This is a genomic window from Mucilaginibacter sp. (assembly GCF_028288205.1).
Taxonomy (GTDB): Bacteria; Bacteroidota; Bacteroidia; order Sphingobacteriales; family Sphingobacteriaceae; genus Mucilaginibacter.
Window position 1 is genome coordinate 39,927 of the sequence record NZ_JAQBOD010000035.1, and the last position, 21,222, is coordinate 61,148.

A 21,222-nucleotide genomic window follows, 5' to 3' on the forward strand; every position below is an offset into this window, starting at 1 on the left:
AAACTACTTGTTTACAAATTCTGTTATAGCATTTTCATTAATATCATACATACATTTAAAGTGCCCCAGGGGGCAGGCAGGCAATCCAAATTTAGAGCATGGCCTGCAAGGCAATTCAACATCTGCCACTAAAACTTCTTTCACTTTATAGGGCTGTACACCTAATAATTGGGGCGCGGTACCTCCCCATACAGATACAATGGGTTTATCAAACGCCTCGGCTATATGGGTTAACCCGGTATCAAAGCCAATAATATTTGTTGCTTTTGATACCAAAAATACCGATTCATCCAACGAGGTTATACCGCAGGCATTGTAAATTTTAGCACCAAGCATGCCTGCTATTATATCGCCGTTTGCTTTAACATCGTTACCACCCAGCAAAACAACGGGGCTATTAATTTCACTGCATATATTAATTATCTTTTCATTAGGCATGCGTTTAGTGAAATGTGTGGCTCCTATTATGAAAACTATATATGCTCCCCGGTGCGAAACAGGCAGCAATTTATCCAGCTGATGATCTGCTTTAATGTAATAATCAATAGGTTGCTCATCGTTTTTTACATTTAAAAACTTTACAGCTTCCATATACCTATCAACCAAATGAACGGGTGGCACCAGATTTAAATTTAGTTTTAAACTTAACCATTTGCGGATGACTTGTTTTTTATAAGTTGATGAGCGAATACCTGTTCTGAGCTTAATTAACGCGGTACGCAGGTTATTATGCAGATCTATAATGTAATCATACCGCTCTGCCTTTATATCTTTTATCGTATCAGACAGATTGGGCTTTAATAAAAGCAGTTTATCTACGTAAGGGTTATTATCGTAAATGTATTTAAAGGCTGGCTTGGTTATAAAATGAACTTCGGCACCGGCTAATTGCTTTTTAAGGCATCGCACAACAGGCGTTGTGTAAATTATATCGCCCATAGAGCTAAAGCGGATAACCAGTATTTTCATTTTGCTACAGCTTAAGTAACCTGGTTCCTTATTCTTTGAATAATAGACGTTGAGGAATATCCGTCAACAAAATCAATGGTTTTTACTTCTCCTCCGTTAGCTATTACTTCTTTAGCGCCAACTATATTATCGATAGTGTAATCGGCGCCTTTTACTAATATGTCCGGCAATAAAGCAGTGATCAAATTAAGTGGTGTATCTTCTTCAAATACAACAACAGCATCAACAAAAAACAATGCCGCCAATAATGCCGCGCGGTTATTCTGGTCATTTATAGGGCGGCCATCCCCTTTAAGGCGCTTTACAGAGCTATCGGCATTCAAGCCTATAATTAGCTTATCGCCCAATTCTGCCGCCTTTGCCATATAGGTTATATGGCCAATATGCAGCAAATCAAATACCCCATTTGTAAATACTACCTTTTTACCCTCAAATTTCCAGGCAGCTATACGGTGTTTAAGCGTATGCAGATCGGTAATTTTGTTTAACAGTGTTTTTTCAAGATTGATCCTCATAATGTAAATATAAGCAGCAGTTAAAAAAGATCATCTACAGCTTTACACAATATATGCCCTATAAGAATATGCATTTCTTGTATACGTGCAGTAATAGTTGATGGTATGATGATATTAAGATCGCATAGCCCATTCATCTGGCCACCATCCCTGCCCGAAAGCCCTAATGCGTTACAATTGATAGCTTTTGCCGTTTTAAAAGCATTTAGTACCCCCTGGCTATTGCCGCTGGTAGATATGCCAATAAACAAGTCGCCCGGCTGGGCCAGCGCCTCCAGCTGGCGCGAAAAAACGTACTCATAACCATAGTCATTCGCAATGGATGTTAGTGCAGATGTATCGGTGGTTAAGGCAATCCCCGGCAATGCTTTCCTGTCTTTTACAAACCTGCCACTTAGTTCGGCAGCAATGTGCTGCGCATCTGCAGCGCTGCCGCCATTGCCGGCAATTAAAACCTTATTACCGTTTTTTATTGCAGTAGTTATCATATCACAGGCTTTCTCAATATCAGTCGCAAGCGTATCAATTACCTTTTGTATAATATTTTGATGATCCTTAAGTTCTTCAATAACCATTTTATTAAATTTATTTTTTCTTCGTTTTAAACACTTGCGTTATTTCCTGCAATGATAAGGCATTCAAACACCTTTCCTTGTACAATCCGCCTTTTCTGGCAACTATTATTCCGTAATGCATATCTAAAAATTTTTCAATGCGGTGTGCATCCGGGTTGATTGATAACCAAACACCTTTATCCAATGCGTATTGGTGCCAGCGCCAGTCGAGATCAAGACGTAACGGATTAGAATTAACTTCTATCACTACATTATTGGCGGCACAGGCATCAATTACCTTTTTATAATTGATAGCATAACCATTGCGGCTTAATAATAAACGCCCCGTTGGGTGACCAAGTATAGTGGTATACGGATTCTCAATTGCTTTTATCAATCTTTCGGTTGCCTTTTCTTCGCTCATTTTTAAATTGGAATGAACAGAGGCTACTATAAAATCAAACTTCTTCAATATCTCATCCGGGTAATCCAGCGAGCCATCATTTAAAATATCCGATTCAATGCCCTTGAATATATGAAAACCATTTAATTTTTTATTCAAATGATCTATCTCTTCCTGTTGTTGCAGCACCCGCTCAATACTTAGGCCTTTGGCGTAAAAAGCGCTTTTGCTATGGTCGCACATGCCCAGGTATTCCAGTTTCAGCTCATCGCGGCAATACACGGCCATTTCTTCTATCGAGTTAACACCATCGCTCCAGGTGCTATGGTTATGCAATGTACCTTTCAGGTCATTGTAAGATATTAGTCGCGGCAATTTATCATTGGCAGCTCTATCAATAAATGTGATGCCTTCACGCAGTTCGGGCTTCATAAAAACAAGTCCTGCTTTTTGATAGATAAGCTCTTCGTTTTCGGGCTGGTCAGCTTCATCTGCACTGCGCTCTAAAACAACCTTTACATGTTCATCATCGCCGGTCTTAAGGAATAGTGTTTTAAAAAAATATCTTTTCTCTACTACAAAAATGGTAACCTTTAAACCATTGTCGGTTTCGCCAACCAAACAATTTTCTTTTATGATTTTATTGTGCAGTATGTCTGAATGTGAAATAGTTTGAAAAGCAATTTCCTGGTCACGGCTGCCCACAATCAAAACAAGTTCTGTAATGATCTCGCAAAGCCGCCTGTATTCGCCTGCAAACTCTATTAACGCATTCGAAAACATACTTTTTATTTGGTCTGTCAGCTTATCAGCTTCGGGCTCAACCTGCGCATATAAAAATTTACCGCTGCTGGCCATGGTAAATTCAATAACCTTACGTATCTCATCCTGAGTTTTCAGGCCAAAGCCTTTAGCTTCTATCAGGCGGTTTTCGTTACAGGCATAATACAACTCGCCTATAGTTTCAATACCCATATCATGCCAAATGGTTGATACCTTTTTAGCGCCAATGCCTTTTATATGCATCATTTCTACAACACCGGGCGGCGTGGCGGCCAAAAGCTCATCCATCTCTACCATGGTGCCGGTATTTAAAAGTTCTACTATTTTAGCTGCAAGGCTTTTGCCTACTCCATCTATCTTTTCTAATTCCTCGTAGCTTTTATCCTCAATCTTAAAAGGCAGCTTATCCACCTTAAAAGCAGCGTTAGCTATTGATTTAATTTTGAAAGGATTGATATCATGCAGCTCCATTAACTGTGATAACAAACGAAGTTTATGAGCTATGGCTTTGTTTTCCATGGTGGATTTGTAACAAAAGCTAAGCGGAGTGCTTATAATTATAAGGTTGCAAATTAAGCTCCTTAGTTTTCTCGGCGGCTAAATGCAGATTAAATTTGGTCTGCATATTTGCCCAAATATCAGCTGTACCACCAAATACTTTTGCAATCCTAAAAGACATTTCAGGAGTAATATCTGATTGTTCATGAATAATTTTATTCAAACTTTGGCGAGAAATACCCAACATTTTGGCAGCTGCAGTAACAGTCAATTCGTTAGCAGTAATTACTTCTTCTCGCAAAACTTCACCGGGATGTATATGTCTCATTTGTCTTTTCATGGCGTTCTTAATGATAATCAATGTAATCAAGATCGTATGCATGTTGCCCGTCAAATCGAAATATAATACGGTAATTCTTATTTACCTTAATGCTCCAAAAATCTTTTAGATCACCTGAAAGCTTATGGATATTCCAATTCTGAAAGGCTCCAAAATCATCAGGCACTTGTTGGGCACTATCAATAATGTCTAACATTCTTTCGATGCGATTAGTTTGGTCAGCAGGTAATTTACTACTTTTCCCTTGCTCCCATAGCAGCCGAAGTTCTTTGTGCTTAAAACCTTGGATCATGCAAATTGTAAACTGTAAATTTACAATTGTCAATTTTAAAATACAACTTTATAATTAAACATTTGTAAGCCGGACATAATGTTGTTTGGTATTGAAATCCAAATTCACTATGTATTTTAGGAATTTAGGTTATTTCACCACCACATCATATTCCATCCTGGCAAGCGGGGTACGCATCATTGAGGTCATTTTTTTAATTTGCTCATACACACGGTAGTTCTCGCCAAGCTCTGATTGAAGTATACGGGTTTTCATCTCTACACCAAAGCTTTGTCCCAATTTGTTGAAAACACTTTTTTGTTCGGGATAGGCAACCAGTCTGTAATCTTTAAGCTTAGCCTTTTTTGCTGCTGATTTCACTGCATCCTCAATATTACCTAAACGATCTACCAAGCCAATATTAACAGCTTGTGCGCCCGTCCAAACGCGGCCCTGCCCTATTGTATTAATATATGCCTGTGTTTTATGGCGTCCTGCTGCAACTGCTTTTGTAAAATCATCATAACCATGGTTTATTTCGCTTTGCAGTATGGCTCTTTCTTCGGGTGTTAGCGGACGGGTAGTATTACCCAAATCGGCAAATTTACCGGTTTTAACACCATCAAAAGTTACACCTAACTTATCATTAAACAGTTTTTGCATATTTGGCAAAATGGCAAAAATGCCTATCGAACCGGTTATGGTATTAGGTTCGGCAAATATAGAATCGGCAGCACACGAGATATAGTAACCGCCGGATGCCGCGACATCGCCCATAGAAACTATTATAGGCTTTACCTTTTTGGTAAGCATTACCTCACGCCATATCACGTCTGATGCCAATGAACTGCCCCCCGGTGAGTTTACACGCAATACTACCGCCTTTATCTTTTTATCCAATCTTACCTTGCGCAAAGCTTTTGATATGGCTTCAGAACCAATACTATTATCATTACCCTCGCCACCACCAATATCGCCCGAAGCATAAACCACCGCTATACGATTGGTGGAAATCTCTTTCATATCCTCTTCGCTCTTGCTATATTCTGCTATATCAACACTTTTTATATTGTCTTTAGCCTTAACGCCTAAACGTTGTTTAAATTCATCTAAAATCTCGTCTTTATACTTTAAACCGTCAACCAGTTTATATTTCAAAGCATCTTCGGGTTCTTTAATACGCATCTGATTTGCATAAGCAAATAATGAGTCTTTGCTTATGCCCCTGCTTTTACTAATGCCGGTTAAAAAATGATCATATAATGATCCCAGGTATGAGGTAACCTGCAAGCGGTTGGCATCACTCATCCTGGTAAGTACCAATGGCTCAACAGCGCTTTTATAAGTGCCTACTTTAATTATCTGTGCCTCTATACCCAATTTATCCAAAGCACCTTTTAAGAAAGTGATCTCTGAGTTAAAGCCATTAAATTCCATAATGCCTTTAGGATTGATATAAACTTTATCTGCAACGGATGCCAAATAGTAAAATCCCTTTGTATAAATCTCAGAGTAAGCAATAATGAATTTGCCTGATCTTTTAAAGTCTATCAGGGCGTTGCGTATTTCTTCCGTAGTGGCTTCGCCTGATAGCATATAGCTTTCATCTAAAAATATCCCCTTTATTTTATTATCGGCTTTTGCCTTTTTTATATTGGCTAAAATATCTTTAAGCCCTATTGCTTTATCGCCGTCAAACCCTAAAAAACTTAATGCGGCCAGTGGATTGTTTGCAGTACGCTCTGTTATAGGATATTTTATAGCTATATGTAAAACCGAGTTAGCATCAACCACTACCGTATTATCACTACCAGCTGCTATAATACCTATAAAAACTAAAATTATAATTACGGTGGTTAATATGATGCCAACGAATGTTGCTAATACAAATTTGAAAAATTGCTTCATTTACTATTATAAATATTTATATCTATGCAAACTTAATAAAACCATGCGGTATAATATTAAGAGCCACATCTATAATATTTGTTACAACAATGAATAACGTATTTTTATTATTAGGCAGTAATTTGGGAGATAGGAAACTATTTTTGCAACAAGCTATAAGGCATATAGAATATGATATTGCTCCAACTATAAAAATATCATCAGTTTATGAAACACAGTCATGGGGAAAAAGTGATGAACCTGATTATTTAAATCTTGTTATCGAGCTGCAAACCGAACTATCGGCCCAAACCATACTTGAAAAAATATTAGCTATTGAAAATGTGATGGGGAGAAAGCGGGAAGAGAAATGGGGACCGCGTATTATTGATATTGATATTTTATATTATAACGCGGCTATTATTGATGAACCTGGCTTGCAAGTACCTCACCCTGAATTACATAACCGCCGGTTTACTTTAGAGCCGCTGGCAGAAATAGCGCCTGATCTTATTCACCCGGTTTTACACAAGAGCAGCTTACAATTGAAAAAAGATTTGAAAGATAACTTAATTGTAAAAAAATTATAAATTTGAGTTTATATAACTCCTTATATGTCAAACACATCACCCGATCTTGATCTTTCCCTATTGCATGAAATTGCAGATGGCAGCAATGAATTTATTATTGAGTCGATAGATATGTTTTTACAGCAAACCCCATCCTCATTACAGGATATAAGCAATGCATTAGAGGAAATGGATTGGGCAACGGCATCATCGGCAGCACATAAGCTAAAAGCTACCCTGGGATTTTTTGGCATGTTAAATAGCCAGGCATTAATTCAACATATTGAATTAAGCTGCAAAACGGGTGCGCCAAATTCCGCGGATGTATCAACCAAGTTTGACGAGGTGCGGGAATTAATAGCTGCTAATACCATCGCCCTATTAAAGATAAAAGAAGAAACTGAAGCTAAGCTTTAAATCTGCTCTATTGTATAGCTATAGCTCTCCATAATTAAATTAGCCAATAAATTTTTACAGGCCAACTCAACTTTTTCATGAGCAATTGCTGCGCTATCGGCTTCTATTTGCAGGGAGATGTGCTTGCCAATGCGTATGTTTTGTATTTCGGCCAGGCCCAAATTTTTCATACTTCCGGTTACGGCTTTTCCTTGTGGGTCAAGTATTTCTTTTTTGGGCATTACGTCTATTTCAGCCTGGAATGTTGTCATCTGCTATTTTAAATTGAATTATGGATAAAGTGATATAGATAAATATAACCACCGGAACTGCAACAAATTTAAAAAATAGTATCAATATTGCCGAAAACAACAGCAGTAAATAGCGATATATATTTTTGTTGAAGTCTTTGTTTTTAAACTTAAGCGACATCAGCGGCAGTTCGGCTACTAACAGCGCGCACATAACCACTACAAATACAGTTAAACCGTAAGGGTTTAATATATAAACCGCCAAATTGCTGTATTGCTGAATTATTAGCGGAAACGAAGCAATCAATATAGCGTTGGCCGGTGTTGGTAAACCAATAAATATTTCGGCCTGGCGGCTATCTGTATTAAACTTAGCCAGCCTGAGTGCCGAAAATACGGGTATTAAAAAGGCGCTAAAGTTTAAAAACATACTTACATGAGGTATCTGCGGCGCCTGTAAAAACAGCTCGTATAATATAACTGATGGCAAAACGCCGAAACTAACCATATCAGCCAGCGAATCCAGTTCTTTGCCGATACCCGAAAAAGATTGGAGCACACGCGATGCAAAACCATCAAAGAAATCAAAAATAGCTGCTAAAAAAAGCGCGTAGGCTGCAAATATTAAATTTTCCTGGAATGCAAAAACAATACCAACACACCCGCTAAACAGGTTTGCACAGGTAATGGCATTGGGTAGGTGTTTTTTAACCCGCTTCTTCATTTCGGTGGGAAGGTATCAAACTTATATTAAGTGTTTATTATTTGCAGGTAAATATACCTGCAAATAGCAAACCAAAATTATTAAGAATTCATGGATATTAAGAACTCTTCGTTAGTTTTTGTACCTCTTATCTGGCTTTGTAAGAATTCCATCGCCTCAATTGAGTTCATATCAGCCAAGTGGTTACGCAGTATCCATATACGTTGTAAGGTTTCCCTGTCTAACAACAAATCATCACGACGGGTACTTGAAGCAGTAATATCAATAGCCGGGAACACTCGTTTATTTGATAATTTACGATCCAGCTGTAACTCCATGTTACCTGTACCTTTAAATTCTTCAAATATAACCTCGTCCATTTTTGATCCGGTTTCTGTTAAAGCGGTAGCAATAATGGTTAATGAGCCGCCATCTTCAATATTACGGGCCGCACCAAAAAAGCGTTTAGGCTTGTGCAACGCGTTAGCATCAACACCACCTGATAATATTTTACCTGATGCAGGTGCCACTGTATTATAAGCACGCGCCAAACGGGTTATAGAATCTAATAGTATAACTACGTCATGGCCGCATTCAACCATGCGCTTAGCTTTTTCTAATACAATGTTAGCTATCTTCACATGACGCTCTGCTGGCTCATCAAATGTTGATGAAACAACTTCGGCACGTACGCTGCGGGCCATATCGGTAACCTCTTCAGGGCGTTCGTCTATCAGCAGGATGATCAAATATACTTCAGGGTGGTTCTTGGCGATAGCGTTGGCCACATCCTTTAATAACATTGTTTTACCTGTTTTAGGCTGTGCCACAATTAAACCACGCTGCCCCTTACCTATCGGCGAGAACAGGTCCATAATACGGGTTGAGTAATTACCCGGATCTGTAAACAAGCTCAGTTTTTCTGATGGGAAAAGAGGTGTTAAGTGATCAAACGGAACACGGTCACGCACTTCGGCAGGTATACGGCCATTAATGGCTTCTACACGTACCAATGGGAAATATTTTTCACCTTCTTTTGGCGGGCGTATGCTTCCGCGAACGGTATCGCCGGTTTTAAGGCCGAATAATTTTATTTGTGATTGCGATACGTAAATATCATCAGGAGACGTCAAATAGTTGTAATCAGACGAACGCAGGAAACCATAACCATCCGGCATAATTTCCAATACACCTTCGTTTACAATAACATTATCAAAATCAAGATTAATAGCAGGATCCTGGCTTTTTTGATTATTAACCCGGCGCTCAAATTTCTGCGGGCGACTATCAGTAGCAGGTTCTTCAGCCATGGCCAACGGCATTCCGCTTTCCTGTTGCTCTGCATCCGGTTCAGTTACTGCCGCAGTTATCGCTTCTTCGCCTTCATCTGTCTGCGGCTCATCATCCTGCAGGTCAAATAAATTTGTATCATCTAACGGCACATCCACCCGCGGCAGATTAGTGTTTTTTATGGTACGTATTCGATTACGTGTTTTCTTTTCGCCGCCTTCTTCTGTATTGGATACAGTAATTTCGGCGTAGTTATTTTCTACGGTATTTTGTTGTGCTCTTGCAGCATCAATTAATTGCTGCATTTGTACAATATTGGTTATTAGCTCAGGCTTTCTAAGTGCATCGGCATCAGCTATACCTAAACTTTTAGCAATTTCGCGCAACTCAGAAACGAGTTTGTCGTTCAATTCGATTTTATCAGACATGATATGAATTATAGTTCAAAAGGATTTTTATTACGATAGTTATTCGTGAGTCTTAAATGTATTATGCTCAGGTTGTTTTGAAAGAAATTTATTTGCAGCTTGTTTTGCAATGTTTAAAACCAGTAACCTTATATGATAAATAACGTGGAATTTTAAAATTGTTTCTTTAGTGCAAGAAAAATTCAAAGGATAACACTGCAATTTTAAGCAAATAATTTAAAATATCAAACTTTTTAAAAAAATATCTTTAAATAAGCCAACAGTTAAAGTAATTTTTAGTTTTTTTGAGCCTACAAAAAATCCAGCACCCTTCCATGATTACACGCCCGCAACTGATAGACCAGATCAAACAAAAAAAATCCTTTTTATGCGTAGGGCTGGATACTGATCTTGATAAGATACCCCAATTTTTAAAACAATACCCCGACCCTATACTTGAGTTTAATAAACGCATAATTGATGCTACCAAAGACTTGTGTGTGGCTTATAAACCAAACTCGGCTTTTTATGAAAGTTATGGTGTTAAAGGGCTGCAAAGCTTGATTGATACCTGGAAATATTTGCCCACCAATTGTTTAAATATAATCGATGCCAAGCGCGGCGATATTGGCAATACCTCTGATAAATATGCCAAAGCTTTTTTTGATGAAGCAACGTCAGGAATGAGCTTTGATGCCATTACGGTTACGCCTTATATGGGGAACGACAGTGTTACCCCTTATTTAAAGTATGATGGTAAATGGGTTATTATACTCGCCCTTACCTCATCCGTAGGCAGTAAAGATTTTCAATATTTAGAAACCGGCGATGGCTATCTGTACGAAGCTGTGATTAAAAAGGCCAATACCTGGGGAGGTGCCGATAGGATAATGTATGTAGTTGGCGCCACAAAAAACACCGAGTTTACCGCTATACGCAAATATGCTCCCAATAACTTTTTACTGGTACCCGGCGTAGGCGCACAAGGCGGCAGCCTGGAAGATGTATGCAAATATGGCATGACCAAAGATTGCGGCCTTTTAATAAATGCCTCGCGCTCCATCATCTACGCCGGTAATGGTGAGGACTTTGCAGATGCCGCGCGTGCCGAAGCATTGAAGATGCAGCAGCAAATGCAGGTGGAGTTGGAGAAAGCGGGAGTGATTTAATAAACTGTTCCCCAGCGTCATTGCAAGGACGTTCGGGGAGGAAATTAGGAAAACTCAACCTTCCTTTGCGGGAATTTCTCCGCATAATTAGCTACCAGATTTTTAATATAATCATTACCCGGGTATGGCGTAATATAGTTTTTAAGCTGCTGTAAGCTCTCTACATCAAAATAGTGCGAGATATACCCCATGCCATAAAACTTGCCTTTCTCGACCAGTATACAGCTATGCTCGTCGTCGGTACGGCCCTCATCGCGGATGGCGAAGGTGGGCAGCGCCTTGTTTAGTTCGGCAATGGCGAGGTCTACTTTTTGGTTATAGCTATCGGCTGTTTCTATTCCGGTGCAGGCGCATTGATCCTGCGCAGTGCCGGTACACGGTTCTGTATTATTTTGAATGAAGCAAAGCTTAGGGCAAAGCTTAAAGGTATCAATCAATTGGTTCAATATGGCACGGCCCTCCAGTATGGAGTTGCAGGTATAAATTGCCCCGGTGTATTTACGGTGCTTATCAACCGCCAAACGCATATAGCCACGCTGATCTTCGAACATATATAAGCCATAAGCATGTTCAAAGCGTTTTAATGAGCGGTTATATTTTGGCCACAGGCGCTTTATCTCTACAGCCTCTAATACAAAAGCTATCAGCTCTGTACCGCAAACCTGGTGAGTTATCTGATGAATATTGCGCATAAACTCCTGCCGCTGCAGGCCCGGGTTATTGCCCGTAAAATGACTGCTTACCCGTTTCTTTATATTTTTGGCCTTACCTACGTATATCACCTTCCCTTTTTGATCATGGAAATAATATACGCCCGGTGTTGACGGCAATTGCTGTACCGCGGTTTTTGGCAAATTCGGCGGCAGTACCTGTTCTTTAGAGTCTTGTTTCAGGGCCTGTTTAATATGATCCTCTTTATCGTTACGTAGCAGCAGGCTAAATAATTCGGATGTAGCGTCCGCGTCGCCCATGGCGCGGTGACGGCTTTCGTTATCAATACCTAAATGCCGGCAAAGCTTGCCTAAGCTGTAGGATGGTAGTCCCGGTAATATTTTTCGGCCCAGCCTAACGGTACATAATTTGTTGCTCTGCAGCTCATACCCTGCCACGGCTAAATGATAGCGCACAAAAGAATAATCGAAATTTACGTTATGGGCAACAAATATTTTGCCGTGCAGCATATGGTAAATATCGGCAGCCACATCTTCAAACGGCGGGGCTACGGCTACCATTTCGTTGGTAATGCCGGTTAGGGCGCGTATGTAAATAGGTATGTCCCTGCGGGGATTTACAAGTGTGCTAAAGCGTTTGGTTACTTTTTTACCATCATGTAAGCAAATAGCAATTTCGGTTATACCATTTGCGCTGGCATGCCCTCCCGTGGTCTCGATATCTACAATTGCATACATGATGTTAAATTTACTAACAAATTTAGTGATTAGTTAATTAGAGATTGGAGATCAGTTGAAATATATATTTTATTTATAGTCAATTCGAACGATAATGAAAAAGAGCGTTGTACCACAAAAAAAGACCCACGATAAATCGCGGGCCATATAACTAATCTCTAATTAACTAATCTCTAATTAACTAATCTCTAATCACTACTTCTTTTTCGCCTGCACTTGCTGCTGATTACGCATCATCTCTTCCATTTTGGCACTGAAACCTGATTTTTTCTTTTTGTCTTCAGGTTTCTTTTTGTTTTCCTGTATCTGGGCATGTATCTTTTTATCATCAACCATTAAGCGGATAAGATATTGCTGTAAGAAAGTAAGCATGTTTGCCAGGAAATAATAATAATTCAAACCTGCCGGATAGCCGTTCAATGCGCCAAGGAAAATGATCGGGGTAATGTACCCTATGTATTTCATCTGCCCGCTTACGCCCGATATCTGGTTGTTAAAGTAGGTATATATCAGGGTTGATATTGTCATCAGCAAACACATTAAACTTAAGTGATCGCCAATAAAAGGTATGCTGAAACCAAAGTTTACTATCGAGTCATAAGTCGATAGGTCATGCATCCATAAAAACCCTTGTCCGCGCAGCTCAAACAAGCCCGGGAAAAAGCGGAAGAACGCGATAACAATAGGCATTTGTATCAATAGCGGTAAACATCCGCCCAACGGGTTTACGCCTGCTTTTTTGTAAAGCTTTAAGTACTCCTGTTGTAATAATGTAGGGTTATCTTCGCCAACTTTAGCTTTAATTTCATCCATCTCCGGCTTTAATACCCGCATCTTGGCCATTGATAAATATGACTTGTAGGTAAGCGGTGATAAAACTAATTTCAGGATGACGGTTAATGCCAGTATTATTAAACCATAGTTCCAGTTAAATTGGGTCAATATGTTAAACACCGGTATTACCGCAATACGGTTAACATATTTTAACGGACCCCAGCCCAGGTTAATTTGTTTTTCTAAACCATGACCCTCGGCCTCTAACGTTTTGTAATGATTAGGGCTGAAATAAAAATCAAACGGGAAAGTACCGTCGGCGCTGCGCGCCGATGTTAAATTAGCTTTAAGCTGTTTAATATCCGCATGGTTAGTAGTATCGGTACTTACGGTAAGGCTTGATTTGGTAAACCCTTCTTTAGTTAATAATACACTCGAAAAGAAGTGTTGCTTAAACGATACCCATTGTAATTTTTTATCATTAATATCTTTCTGATTGTCCTTCGTATCACCCAGATCATTATAATCATTCTCTGTATCCAGGTACTGTATCATGGTATACTGGTGGTCAAGCGTAAGGCTTTTTTCAAGCCTGTGCAGGCTGCTCTCCCAATTTAAAGTAATACTGCTGCTGTTGGCAATTACATTATCTAAACCGGTAGGTTTAATAGTAAAGCCAACTTTATAACCATCGCCTTTTAAGGTATATATATAATCAATATACTGCGTTGGGCTATAGCTTAAACGCATGGTTATTGACGACGAATCTTTACCTGTAACCTGCAAACCTGCGGCGCTTGGGGTAAAATACCTTTCGTTAGTATTGATATTAGCCACACCTGCTGCAAAACTAAAACCAAACTTGTTTGCATCGCCATCAAATAATATCAGCGGTTTTTTATCAAACGTTTTAAAGTTTTTTAATTCGACCGAGTATATGCGGCCACCAAGTGTGGTTAACTTAATGCGGAGGTCCTTATTCTCTAAGGTGATCAATTTTTCGCTGCCTTTTAATGTAGCGCCAAACGGGCTTTTTAATGCAGCGGTATCAATTGTTTTAGCAGCCTTTGCAGTATCAATTGTTGCGGTAACAGGTGTTGTTTTTATACCTGCTCTTTTTAGTGAATCCTGGTGTTGTAGTGCTTTTTCTTTTTTGATCTCAGTGTCGCTCGGTCTTAAAAACCAAACTGAACCGGCTATAATGACCATGATCAGGAATAATCCTGTAAATGTATTTCTATCCATTATCTATTGTATCGTACTCAAATTAACTATTTCTTGCGGGCATAAGCCAGCGAAGCGGCGACAAAGTTAATAAAAAGTGGGTGCGGATTTGCAACTGTTGATTTTAATTCGGGGTGAAACTGTGCACCCACAAAAAACGGGTGATTTTTTAGCTCAACTATCTCCACCAGATTGTTCTCCGGGTTAAAGCCCGATGGTGTTAATCCGGCAGTTTCATATTGTTTTAAATAGTCGTTATTAAACTCATAACGGTGCCTGTGGCGCTCGCTTATATGCTGTTTACCATATATGGCGGCGGCTTTGCTTCCTTTTTTAAGGTCGCAGGCATAAGCGCCTAAACGCATGGTACCGCCTTTGTTTACCACTTTCTTTTGCTCCTCCATCATGGCAATTACCGGGTTTGGTGTATCCGGGTTCATTTCTGTACTGCTGGCATCTTTTAGTCCTAAAACATTACGGCCAAATTCAACCACCGCGCATTGCATCCCTAAACAAATACCAAAAAACGGAATATTATTTTCGCGCACATAACGTATGGCTTCTATTTTACCTTCAAAACCACGCTCACCAAAGCCCGGTGCAACCAGTACACCATGCAGGCCCAGCAACTTATCAATAGCGTTGCCCGGTGTTAATTGTTCTGATGGGATATATTCTACCCTTACTTTACATTCATTTTTTGCACCCGCGTGGATGAATGACTCGGTGATAGATTTATAAGCATCGGGCAGTTCTACATATTTACCAACTAACCCAATACGTACTTCGGATGTTGGATTTTTTAAGCGGCCCAAAAAGTCTTTCCAGTTTTCTAATTGCGGCTCTGTTTTATGAGGCAGCTTTAATTTTGTTAATACCGTTTTATCCAATTGCTCTTTCAACATCAGTAAAGGCACATCATAAATAGTTGACGCGTCAATTGATTCGACAACTGCATTGATGTTAACGTTACAAAATAAAGCGATTTTTTTTCTGATATCCATATTCAGATGATGCTCTGTACGGCAAACCAAAATATCAGGTTGTATACCATATTCCAGCAACATCTTAACAGAGTGCTGGGTTGGTTTGGTCTTTAATTCGCCGGCTGCTGCAAGGAAAGGTATTAGCGTAAGGTGTATCACTAATGAATTGCCCGAGCCCACCTCCCATCTAAACTGCCTTACCGCTTCTATGTATGGTAACGATTCAATATCGCCTACGGTACCGCCTAATTCGGTTATTACAATATCATATTTACCATCTTCGCCCAGTATACGGATGTTACGTTTTATCTCATCAGTAATATGCGGAACAACCTGTACTGTTTTTCCTAAAAAAGCGCCTTCGCGTTCTTTGTTGATTACATTTTGATAGATACGCCCTGTAGTAATGTTGTTGGCTTTGGACGTTGGCGTGTTTAAAAAACGCTCGTAATGGCCAAGGTCAAGGTCGGTTTCGGCGCCATCTTCGGTAACATAGCATTCCCCATGTTCGTAAGGGTTCAATGTTCCCGGATCGATGTTAATATAAGGATCGAATTTTTGAATGGTTACGCTGTATCCGCGCGATTGTAGAAGTTTGGCCAATGAAGCCGATATAATGCCTTTCCCCAACGAAGAGGTCACACCGCCCGTAACAAATATGTATTTAGTCATGATTTTTTTGAATATTGGCAGCAATTTTAAGCCGCTGCTAATTGTTTGTGTACGGGATACAAAAGTAAGAAATTTTTTGGGGTTTGGTTTACAAAATCACAATTGTTGAAAAGGTTTAGTTATTTAAAGGTATCCTGGTTTTATTTTTAAACAAAAGAAGAAATAATTTCTTTCTACATAACTATAAGTCGACTACAACATGAAAAAAATATTGCTGCTAATAGCATTGCTCTTTATTACCGAAACCAATTACGCGCAGAAAAAACACCGCGACGAGTACCAAAGTTACCTGTACTCGCTAAATTTAATATCGAAGCTGTTTTCAAGAGTATTAGACAATGTTGAAATCATAGCTCATCGACCGGATAGGGTCAGCTTTAAAAATTTAGCGGTTGATTTTAATAAGAAAGTGAATGTGCTGCTGATAAACCAGAACGGTTTAATAAACCTGATAAATAAAGGGGGCTTTAACGATCATCACTTTAATAACTCGTTGCGGATAATGGAAAAGAATATTACCGACCTTAAAAAAATACTGATCAATAACCGAGGCTTAATTGATAATTTAAAGATAAAAGACTTTAACACAGCCGAAGTATACGACCATTTGGATATGCGGCTCTATGAAAATGATGAACTGTTGCGGGAAATACATAAAAACCGCAGCAGCAAAGCATTTAAACACAAGGTGGTTGATAATTTAACCCAGGCGGTAGTGGTGCTGAACGAATGCCATAGCAAGGTGGCAGCGCTGTATAGTAAGGTGAAATAAGCCGAACAAATACAGTGTATATGGGTGTATATGGTGTATACACTACCGTATACATATACACACCTAAGTTACTTAGGTATACTATAAATTATTAATGCGGATAAGCTTGCACCCAACCCTGCTGCCATACCCCGGTATTATAAAAATGGATAAAGCTTCGGGCCTCATCAAAAGTAAATACCTTATCGTGCGTATAAACATCATAAACATTTTTGTTGTCCATTAACATTTCTTCAAGCTCGTTTTTAGGTACTTTACCCGGTTTAGCGGGGGCTATTTTAGATCTCTTTAATTCTACTATTTTACCGTTCCATTTGGCTATATACCATACTGCCTTGTAACTGTCTGTTATGTTATTTGATACCGTATCTTCGTATAAATTTATCTTTCCTGTTTCAAGCGCTTTTAAAAACACCGGCTTTTTTTCATTAGGCCTGTATACCGACTGGAAATGCGCATTTTTACTGCGGAGATAATATCCCTTTATGTCTTCGGGCCTTAATGGCTGCGGGTCATCATCCATCGGTGTATAAGTATCTTTACCCAAAAATGGAATGGTTATTACACAAGCTACTGTATCGTCTTTGGGCGTTATCACATAATCAGAAACCCTTTTCCCTTTTTTCTGCGCATTTACATCAGTTGCAAATAACACGGCTATGCCGGCAATAAACAAATTTTTAAATAATGCTTTCATTATGTTCAGGTTAAAGGTGTATAACGGTACAGGTATTGTTATAGTGTGGTTGGTACTTTAATTATAATTATTTAAGTAATTCCAGGTCCTCGGGTGTGTCTACAGCGTAAGTTTCCAAATCTGTTTCGGCAACTTTTATGCGATAGCCATTCTCTATCCAGCGCAGTTGCTCCAGGCTTTCGGCTTTTTCTAAGGCCGATATGGGCAGTTTTGTTATCTGTTGCAAAACATCGGCCCGGTAACCATAAATGCCTATGTGTTTAAAATAAGGATAAAACTCCAGCCAGTTTTGCGGCTCTTCACCCCTTATATGCGGCAATGCCGAGCGCGAAAAGTAAACCGCTTCATCCAGCTTGTTTACAATCACTTTAGGAGTATTAGGATTATGCAGTTCCTGCTCTGTTTTAACTCTTTTTACCAAGGTGGCTATTTGTACATCGGGCGTGGCAAAGCAAGCGGCCAGTTTTGTTATTTGTTCAGGATCAATATAAGGTTCATCGCCCTGTATGTTTATTACCACATGATATTGCGGATGCGCCAGTGCAACCTCGGCACAACGGTCGGTTCCGCTATGGTGGTTGGTGCTGGTCATTACCGCCACTCCGCCAAAAGCTGTTACATGATCAAATATGCGGGCATCATCCGTAGCAACAATAACCTCGGTTAAATGATCGCACTTTTTAGCCTGTTCATAAACCCGCTGTATCATGCTTTTGCCTCCAATATCAACCAACGGCTTCCCCGGAAACCGTGATGAAGCGTAACGTGCAGGAATAATACCGAGAACCAACATATTTACGATTTGAGATTTACGATTTACGATTACCATCAGCTAATCGTAAATCGTAAATCGTACTTCTAAAATTAAAATAAACCGTTTACTTCCCGCTCTACCAATTGAATAATGGACGACATGTCCTCTGTACTATTAGCGAAATCAAGGTTATCCTTATCCAGTACCAACAACTTACCCAGCTTATAGCCGCTTATCCATTTGTCGTATTTCTCGTTCAATTTAGATAAATAATCAATGCGGATACCAATTTCATACTCCCTGCCCCGGCGCTGAATATTGTTTACCAATGTTGGCACAGATGCTTTTAAATAAACCAACAGATCGGGCGGCTTAATATATTCGGTTATATTGTTGAAGATAGATTCGTAGTTTTCGTAATCGCGGCTGGTCATCAGGCCCATATCATGCAGGTTTTCTGCAAAAATATAGGCATCCTCATAAATGGTTCTGTCTTGTATAATGTTGCGCCCACTTTTTTGTATATCGATGATCTGCCTGTAACGGCTGTTCAGAAAATATATCTGCAGGTTAAAGCTCCAGCGTTTCATGTCGCTATAAAAATCTTCCAGGTACGGATTATTATCTACAGCTTCATATAATGGTTCCCAGCCATAATTTTTGGCCAGTAATTCGGTGAGCGTAGTTTTACCGGCTCCTATGTTTCCAACAATAGCTATGTGCATATTTGCTAAGATATAATTTGAATGTTAAAAGTCAAAATGTTTTGGTTAGTCCATGGTCGATAGACCATAGTCCATGGCTAATCTACTATGGACCATCGACTATGGTCTATGGTCTTAAAATTAAAAACTTTTAAACCCAATAATTTCTCTCACCTCTTTTATCGTCTTAGAAGCACTTTCTCTTGCCTTTATAGCACCGTAGCGGGCTACCTGGCGCAGGTATGGGGCATCATTGGCAATCTCGTTTATGCGTTCACGGATTGGCGTAGTAGCAATGATCATGTCTTCGGCTAATTGTTTTTTTAAATCGCCGTAACGTATTTGTACCGTATTATATAAATTATCAAAATGAGCCAGTGTATCGGGAGTTGATACTACTTTCATCAGATCGAAAAGGTTTTGTATTTCTTCTGGTTTTGCTTGATTTTCTGTGGTTGGCCCGCTATCTGTTACAGCACGCATTACTTTTTTGCGGATCACCTCGGGCGGGTCTGAAAGAAAAATGGCATTCCCCTCTCCTTCTGATTTTCCCATTTTCCCTTTACCGTCAAGCCCCGGAATTTTAACCAGTTTCTCGCTAAAGTTGAAAGCGTATGGTTCAGGAAAATACTCATTATTGTATAAACGGTTAAACCGGTTGCCAAAGGTGCGGGCCATTTCCAGGTGTTGCTCCTGATCTTTGCCTACCGGTACTTTTGTGGCCCGGTGTATCAATATATCTGCCGCCATTAAAACCGGATAGGTTAATAGCCCGGCGTTAACATTATCCGGGTGAGCACGCACTTTATCTTTAAATGAGGTGCTGCGCTCCAGTTCGCCTAAATAGGCATTCATGTTCAGGTACAGGTATAGCTCGGCTATTTCCTGTACGTCAGACTGTACATAGATGGTGGCTTTTTCGGGATCGATGCCGGCTGCCAGATACTCAACCAGTACACTTTTTACATTAGTATGCAGGTTGGCAGGGGTTGGATGCGTGGTTAATGAATGCAGATCAGCAATAAAAAAAAAGCAGTTATACTCATGCTGCATTTTTACAAAGTTTTGTATTGCACCATAATAATTACCTAAATGCAGGTTCCCGGTAGACCTGATACCACTAACAACAGTTTCCATAGCGGCGAAAGTAAGGATTTTTTATATTTTTGGGGACGATGAAAATAATATTGAAGAAATTGCACTGCTATATTTACAGGTATAGCGTTGCTTTTTTTTACATTTTATTGAGCCCCTTTCTTTATTATTTTTCACGCAAGCCCCAACGGTATAAGAACATGAATAAGGTTAGGCGCTTATGGGGATTTTTAAGTTCTATAACTGTAGGTATTTTATATAATTTTTCCTTTGAAGAACCTATCGACTGGAAAAAAACTTACATTATTTGCCCCAACCATATTTCAAATCTGGATATTACTGCAATGAGCCTGCTGGTAAAAAACAATTTTTGCTTTATGGGCAAAGAAGAACTAATGGATGAGTTTGTTACCGGTATATTTTTCAGATCAGTTGATATACCGGTTAACCGCGAAAGTAAAATGTCGTCATTCAGAGCATTTAAGCAGACTGCTGAAAGGTTGACAAACGGAACAACTGTAATTATATTTCCGGAAGGAAAGATCCCCGATGAATATCCTCCACAATTACATGAATTTAAAAATGGCCCGTTTCGACTGGCAATTGAATTAAAAATACCCATTATACCTGTAACCTCGTTAAACACCTGGCAAAAATTATGGGATACCGGCCTCGAATATGGCAGCAAACCGGGTATTTGTAATATATTTGTACATAGGCCCATTGAAACGGCCAATTTAACTTTAGATGATGCTGATGCTTTACGCGATAAAGTATTTGGCATAATAAAACAAAAATTTGAAGCATGAATATTGATAGTGAAACCGTAGATAAAATAGCCCACCTTGCCCGTTTAGAGCTTGCCGAAACCGAAAAGCAGGAAATGATTGGCGACATGAATAAAATACTGGGTTTTATGGAAAAACTGAACGAGATCAATACATCAGGCGTTGAGCCGTTGATTTACCTGTCAAACGAGGTTAATGTTTTCCGCGAAGATGTGGTTAAGCAGGAAGTTACTCCTGAAGAAGCTTTACAAAATGCGCCTAAGCATGATGATCAGTACTTTTTAGTGGCGAAGGTTATAGGGTAGTTATTAGTTGGAAAGTCGGACTTAAAATAAATCTGTA

Annotated in this window: 23 protein-coding genes; 6 read left to right on the forward strand and 17 right to left on the reverse strand. The window is 39.4% G+C overall.

Translation table 11 applies throughout. From position 1 onward, the window contains the following. Positions 1-3: 3 nt before the first annotated feature. The 7 genes from JWR23_RS07330 to sppA form a co-directional block, all read right to left on the reverse strand. Positions 4-969, reverse strand: a complete 966-nt coding sequence (locus JWR23_RS07330; RefSeq protein WP_299514831.1) for a glycosyltransferase family 9 protein — start codon at positions 967-969, stop codon at positions 4-6. 11 nt (positions 970-980) lie between these two features. After that, positions 981-1,484, reverse strand: coding sequence for a D-glycero-beta-D-manno-heptose 1-phosphate adenylyltransferase (rfaE2, locus tag JWR23_RS07335; protein WP_299496659.1), 504 nt, complete (start codon positions 1,482-1,484; stop codon positions 981-983). A gap of 20 nt (positions 1,485-1,504) precedes the next feature. Continuing rightward, positions 1,505-2,059: a D-sedoheptulose 7-phosphate isomerase gene (locus tag JWR23_RS07340; protein ID WP_299514833.1), complete on the reverse strand. Its 555-nt coding sequence runs from the start codon at positions 2,057-2,059 to the stop codon at positions 1,505-1,507. A gap of 10 nt (positions 2,060-2,069) precedes the next feature. After that, a complete protein-coding gene (locus tag JWR23_RS07345) occupies positions 2,070-3,743 on the reverse strand; it encodes a DNA polymerase/3'-5' exonuclease PolX (RefSeq protein WP_299514836.1) in 1,674 nt (557 codons plus the stop codon). A 19-nt stretch (positions 3,744-3,762) separates the two neighbouring features. Next, a complete protein-coding gene (locus JWR23_RS07350) occupies positions 3,763-4,062 on the reverse strand; it encodes a HigA family addiction module antitoxin (RefSeq protein ID WP_299514839.1) in 300 nt (99 codons plus the stop codon). A 7-nt stretch (positions 4,063-4,069) separates the two neighbouring features. Continuing rightward, positions 4,070-4,354: a type II toxin-antitoxin system RelE/ParE family toxin gene (locus JWR23_RS07355; protein ID WP_299514842.1), complete on the reverse strand. Its 285-nt coding sequence runs from the start codon at positions 4,352-4,354 to the stop codon at positions 4,070-4,072. Between the two features lie 129 nt (positions 4,355-4,483). After that, complete coding sequence (gene sppA, locus JWR23_RS07360; RefSeq protein WP_299514845.1) at positions 4,484-6,241, reverse strand: signal peptide peptidase SppA; 1,758 nt, start codon at positions 6,239-6,241, stop codon at positions 4,484-4,486. Positions 6,242-6,330: 89 nt separating this feature from the next. Between sppA and folK the strand changes: the two genes are divergently transcribed. Both folK and JWR23_RS07370 read left to right on the forward strand, forming a co-directional pair. Further along, positions 6,331-6,810 (forward strand): 2-amino-4-hydroxy-6-hydroxymethyldihydropteridine diphosphokinase, encoded by a 480-nt coding sequence (gene folK / locus JWR23_RS07365; protein WP_299514848.1) that lies wholly within the window; start codon positions 6,331-6,333, stop codon positions 6,808-6,810. Positions 6,811-6,834: 24 nt separating this feature from the next. Continuing rightward, on the forward strand, positions 6,835-7,206 hold the full coding sequence (locus JWR23_RS07370) for an Hpt domain-containing protein (protein WP_299514851.1): 372 nt from the start codon (positions 6,835-6,837) through the stop codon (positions 7,204-7,206). Here JWR23_RS07370 and purS read toward each other — a convergent pair. The 3 genes from purS to rho form a co-directional block, all read right to left on the reverse strand. Further along, positions 7,203-7,457 carry a phosphoribosylformylglycinamidine synthase subunit PurS gene (purS, locus tag JWR23_RS07375; protein WP_299514854.1) on the reverse strand — a complete coding sequence of 85 codons (255 nt, stop codon included), beginning with the start codon at positions 7,455-7,457 and terminating at the stop codon, positions 7,203-7,205. The genes JWR23_RS07370 and purS overlap by 4 nt on opposite strands. Further along, positions 7,438-8,160 (reverse strand): CDP-alcohol phosphatidyltransferase family protein, encoded by a 723-nt coding sequence (locus JWR23_RS07380; RefSeq protein WP_299514857.1) that lies wholly within the window; start codon positions 8,158-8,160, stop codon positions 7,438-7,440. The genes purS and JWR23_RS07380 overlap by 20 nt, the downstream gene beginning before the upstream one ends. A gap of 80 nt (positions 8,161-8,240) precedes the next feature. Next, a complete protein-coding gene (gene rho, locus JWR23_RS07385; RefSeq protein WP_299514860.1) occupies positions 8,241-9,857 on the reverse strand; it encodes a transcription termination factor Rho in 1,617 nt (538 codons plus the stop codon). Between the two features lie 317 nt (positions 9,858-10,174). On the opposite strand from rho, the gene pyrF reads away from it, so the two are divergent. Then, complete coding sequence (gene pyrF / locus JWR23_RS07390; RefSeq protein ID WP_299514932.1) at positions 10,175-11,005, forward strand: orotidine-5'-phosphate decarboxylase; 831 nt, start codon at positions 10,175-10,177, stop codon at positions 11,003-11,005. Between the two features lie 44 nt (positions 11,006-11,049). Here pyrF and JWR23_RS07395 read toward each other — a convergent pair whose 3' ends face one another. From JWR23_RS07395 to JWR23_RS07405, 3 genes are all read right to left on the reverse strand, one after another. Continuing rightward, positions 11,050-12,414, reverse strand: a complete 1,365-nt coding sequence (locus tag JWR23_RS07395) for an exonuclease domain-containing protein (protein WP_299514863.1) — start codon at positions 12,412-12,414, stop codon at positions 11,050-11,052. A gap of 195 nt (positions 12,415-12,609) precedes the next feature. Beyond that, positions 12,610-14,433, reverse strand: coding sequence for a membrane protein insertase YidC (gene yidC / locus JWR23_RS07400; RefSeq protein WP_299514866.1), 1,824 nt, complete (start codon positions 14,431-14,433; stop codon positions 12,610-12,612). Between the two features lie 26 nt (positions 14,434-14,459). Beyond that, positions 14,460-16,070 (reverse strand): CTP synthase, encoded by a 1,611-nt coding sequence (locus JWR23_RS07405; protein ID WP_299514869.1) that lies wholly within the window; start codon positions 16,068-16,070, stop codon positions 14,460-14,462. Between the two features lie 199 nt (positions 16,071-16,269). Here JWR23_RS07405 and JWR23_RS07410 point away from each other — a divergent pair, with 199 nt between their 5' ends. After that, positions 16,270-16,842, forward strand: coding sequence for a hypothetical protein (locus JWR23_RS07410; RefSeq protein ID WP_299514872.1), 573 nt, complete (start codon positions 16,270-16,272; stop codon positions 16,840-16,842). A gap of 91 nt (positions 16,843-16,933) precedes the next feature. Here JWR23_RS07410 and JWR23_RS07415 read toward each other — a convergent pair whose 3' ends face one another. The 4 genes from JWR23_RS07415 to trpS all read right to left on the reverse strand — a co-directional run bounded on the left by JWR23_RS07415 (position 16,934) and on the right by trpS (position 20,134). After that, a complete protein-coding gene (locus tag JWR23_RS07415; RefSeq protein WP_299514875.1) occupies positions 16,934-17,539 on the reverse strand; it encodes a hypothetical protein in 606 nt (201 codons plus the stop codon). 67 nt (positions 17,540-17,606) lie between these two features. After that, on the reverse strand, positions 17,607-18,332 hold the full coding sequence (gene kdsB / locus JWR23_RS07420) for a 3-deoxy-manno-octulosonate cytidylyltransferase (RefSeq protein WP_299514877.1): 726 nt from the start codon (positions 18,330-18,332) through the stop codon (positions 17,607-17,609). A gap of 71 nt (positions 18,333-18,403) precedes the next feature. Beyond that, a complete protein-coding gene (locus JWR23_RS07425) occupies positions 18,404-19,018 on the reverse strand; it encodes a deoxynucleoside kinase (RefSeq protein WP_299514880.1) in 615 nt (204 codons plus the stop codon). 120 nt (positions 19,019-19,138) lie between these two features. Then, positions 19,139-20,134: a tryptophan--tRNA ligase gene (gene trpS, locus JWR23_RS07430; RefSeq protein WP_299514884.1), complete on the reverse strand. Its 996-nt coding sequence runs from the start codon at positions 20,132-20,134 to the stop codon at positions 19,139-19,141. A 158-nt stretch (positions 20,135-20,292) separates the two neighbouring features. On the opposite strand from trpS, the gene JWR23_RS07435 reads away from it, so the two are divergent. Beyond that, positions 20,293-20,901 carry a lysophospholipid acyltransferase family protein gene (locus JWR23_RS07435; RefSeq protein WP_367277528.1) on the forward strand — a complete coding sequence of 203 codons (609 nt, stop codon included), beginning with the start codon at positions 20,293-20,295 and terminating at the stop codon, positions 20,899-20,901. After that, complete coding sequence (gene gatC, locus JWR23_RS07440; RefSeq protein WP_299514890.1) at positions 20,898-21,185, forward strand: Asp-tRNA(Asn)/Glu-tRNA(Gln) amidotransferase subunit GatC; 288 nt, start codon at positions 20,898-20,900, stop codon at positions 21,183-21,185. The genes JWR23_RS07435 and gatC overlap by 4 nt, the downstream gene beginning before the upstream one ends. Positions 21,186-21,222: the final 37 nt, after the last annotated feature.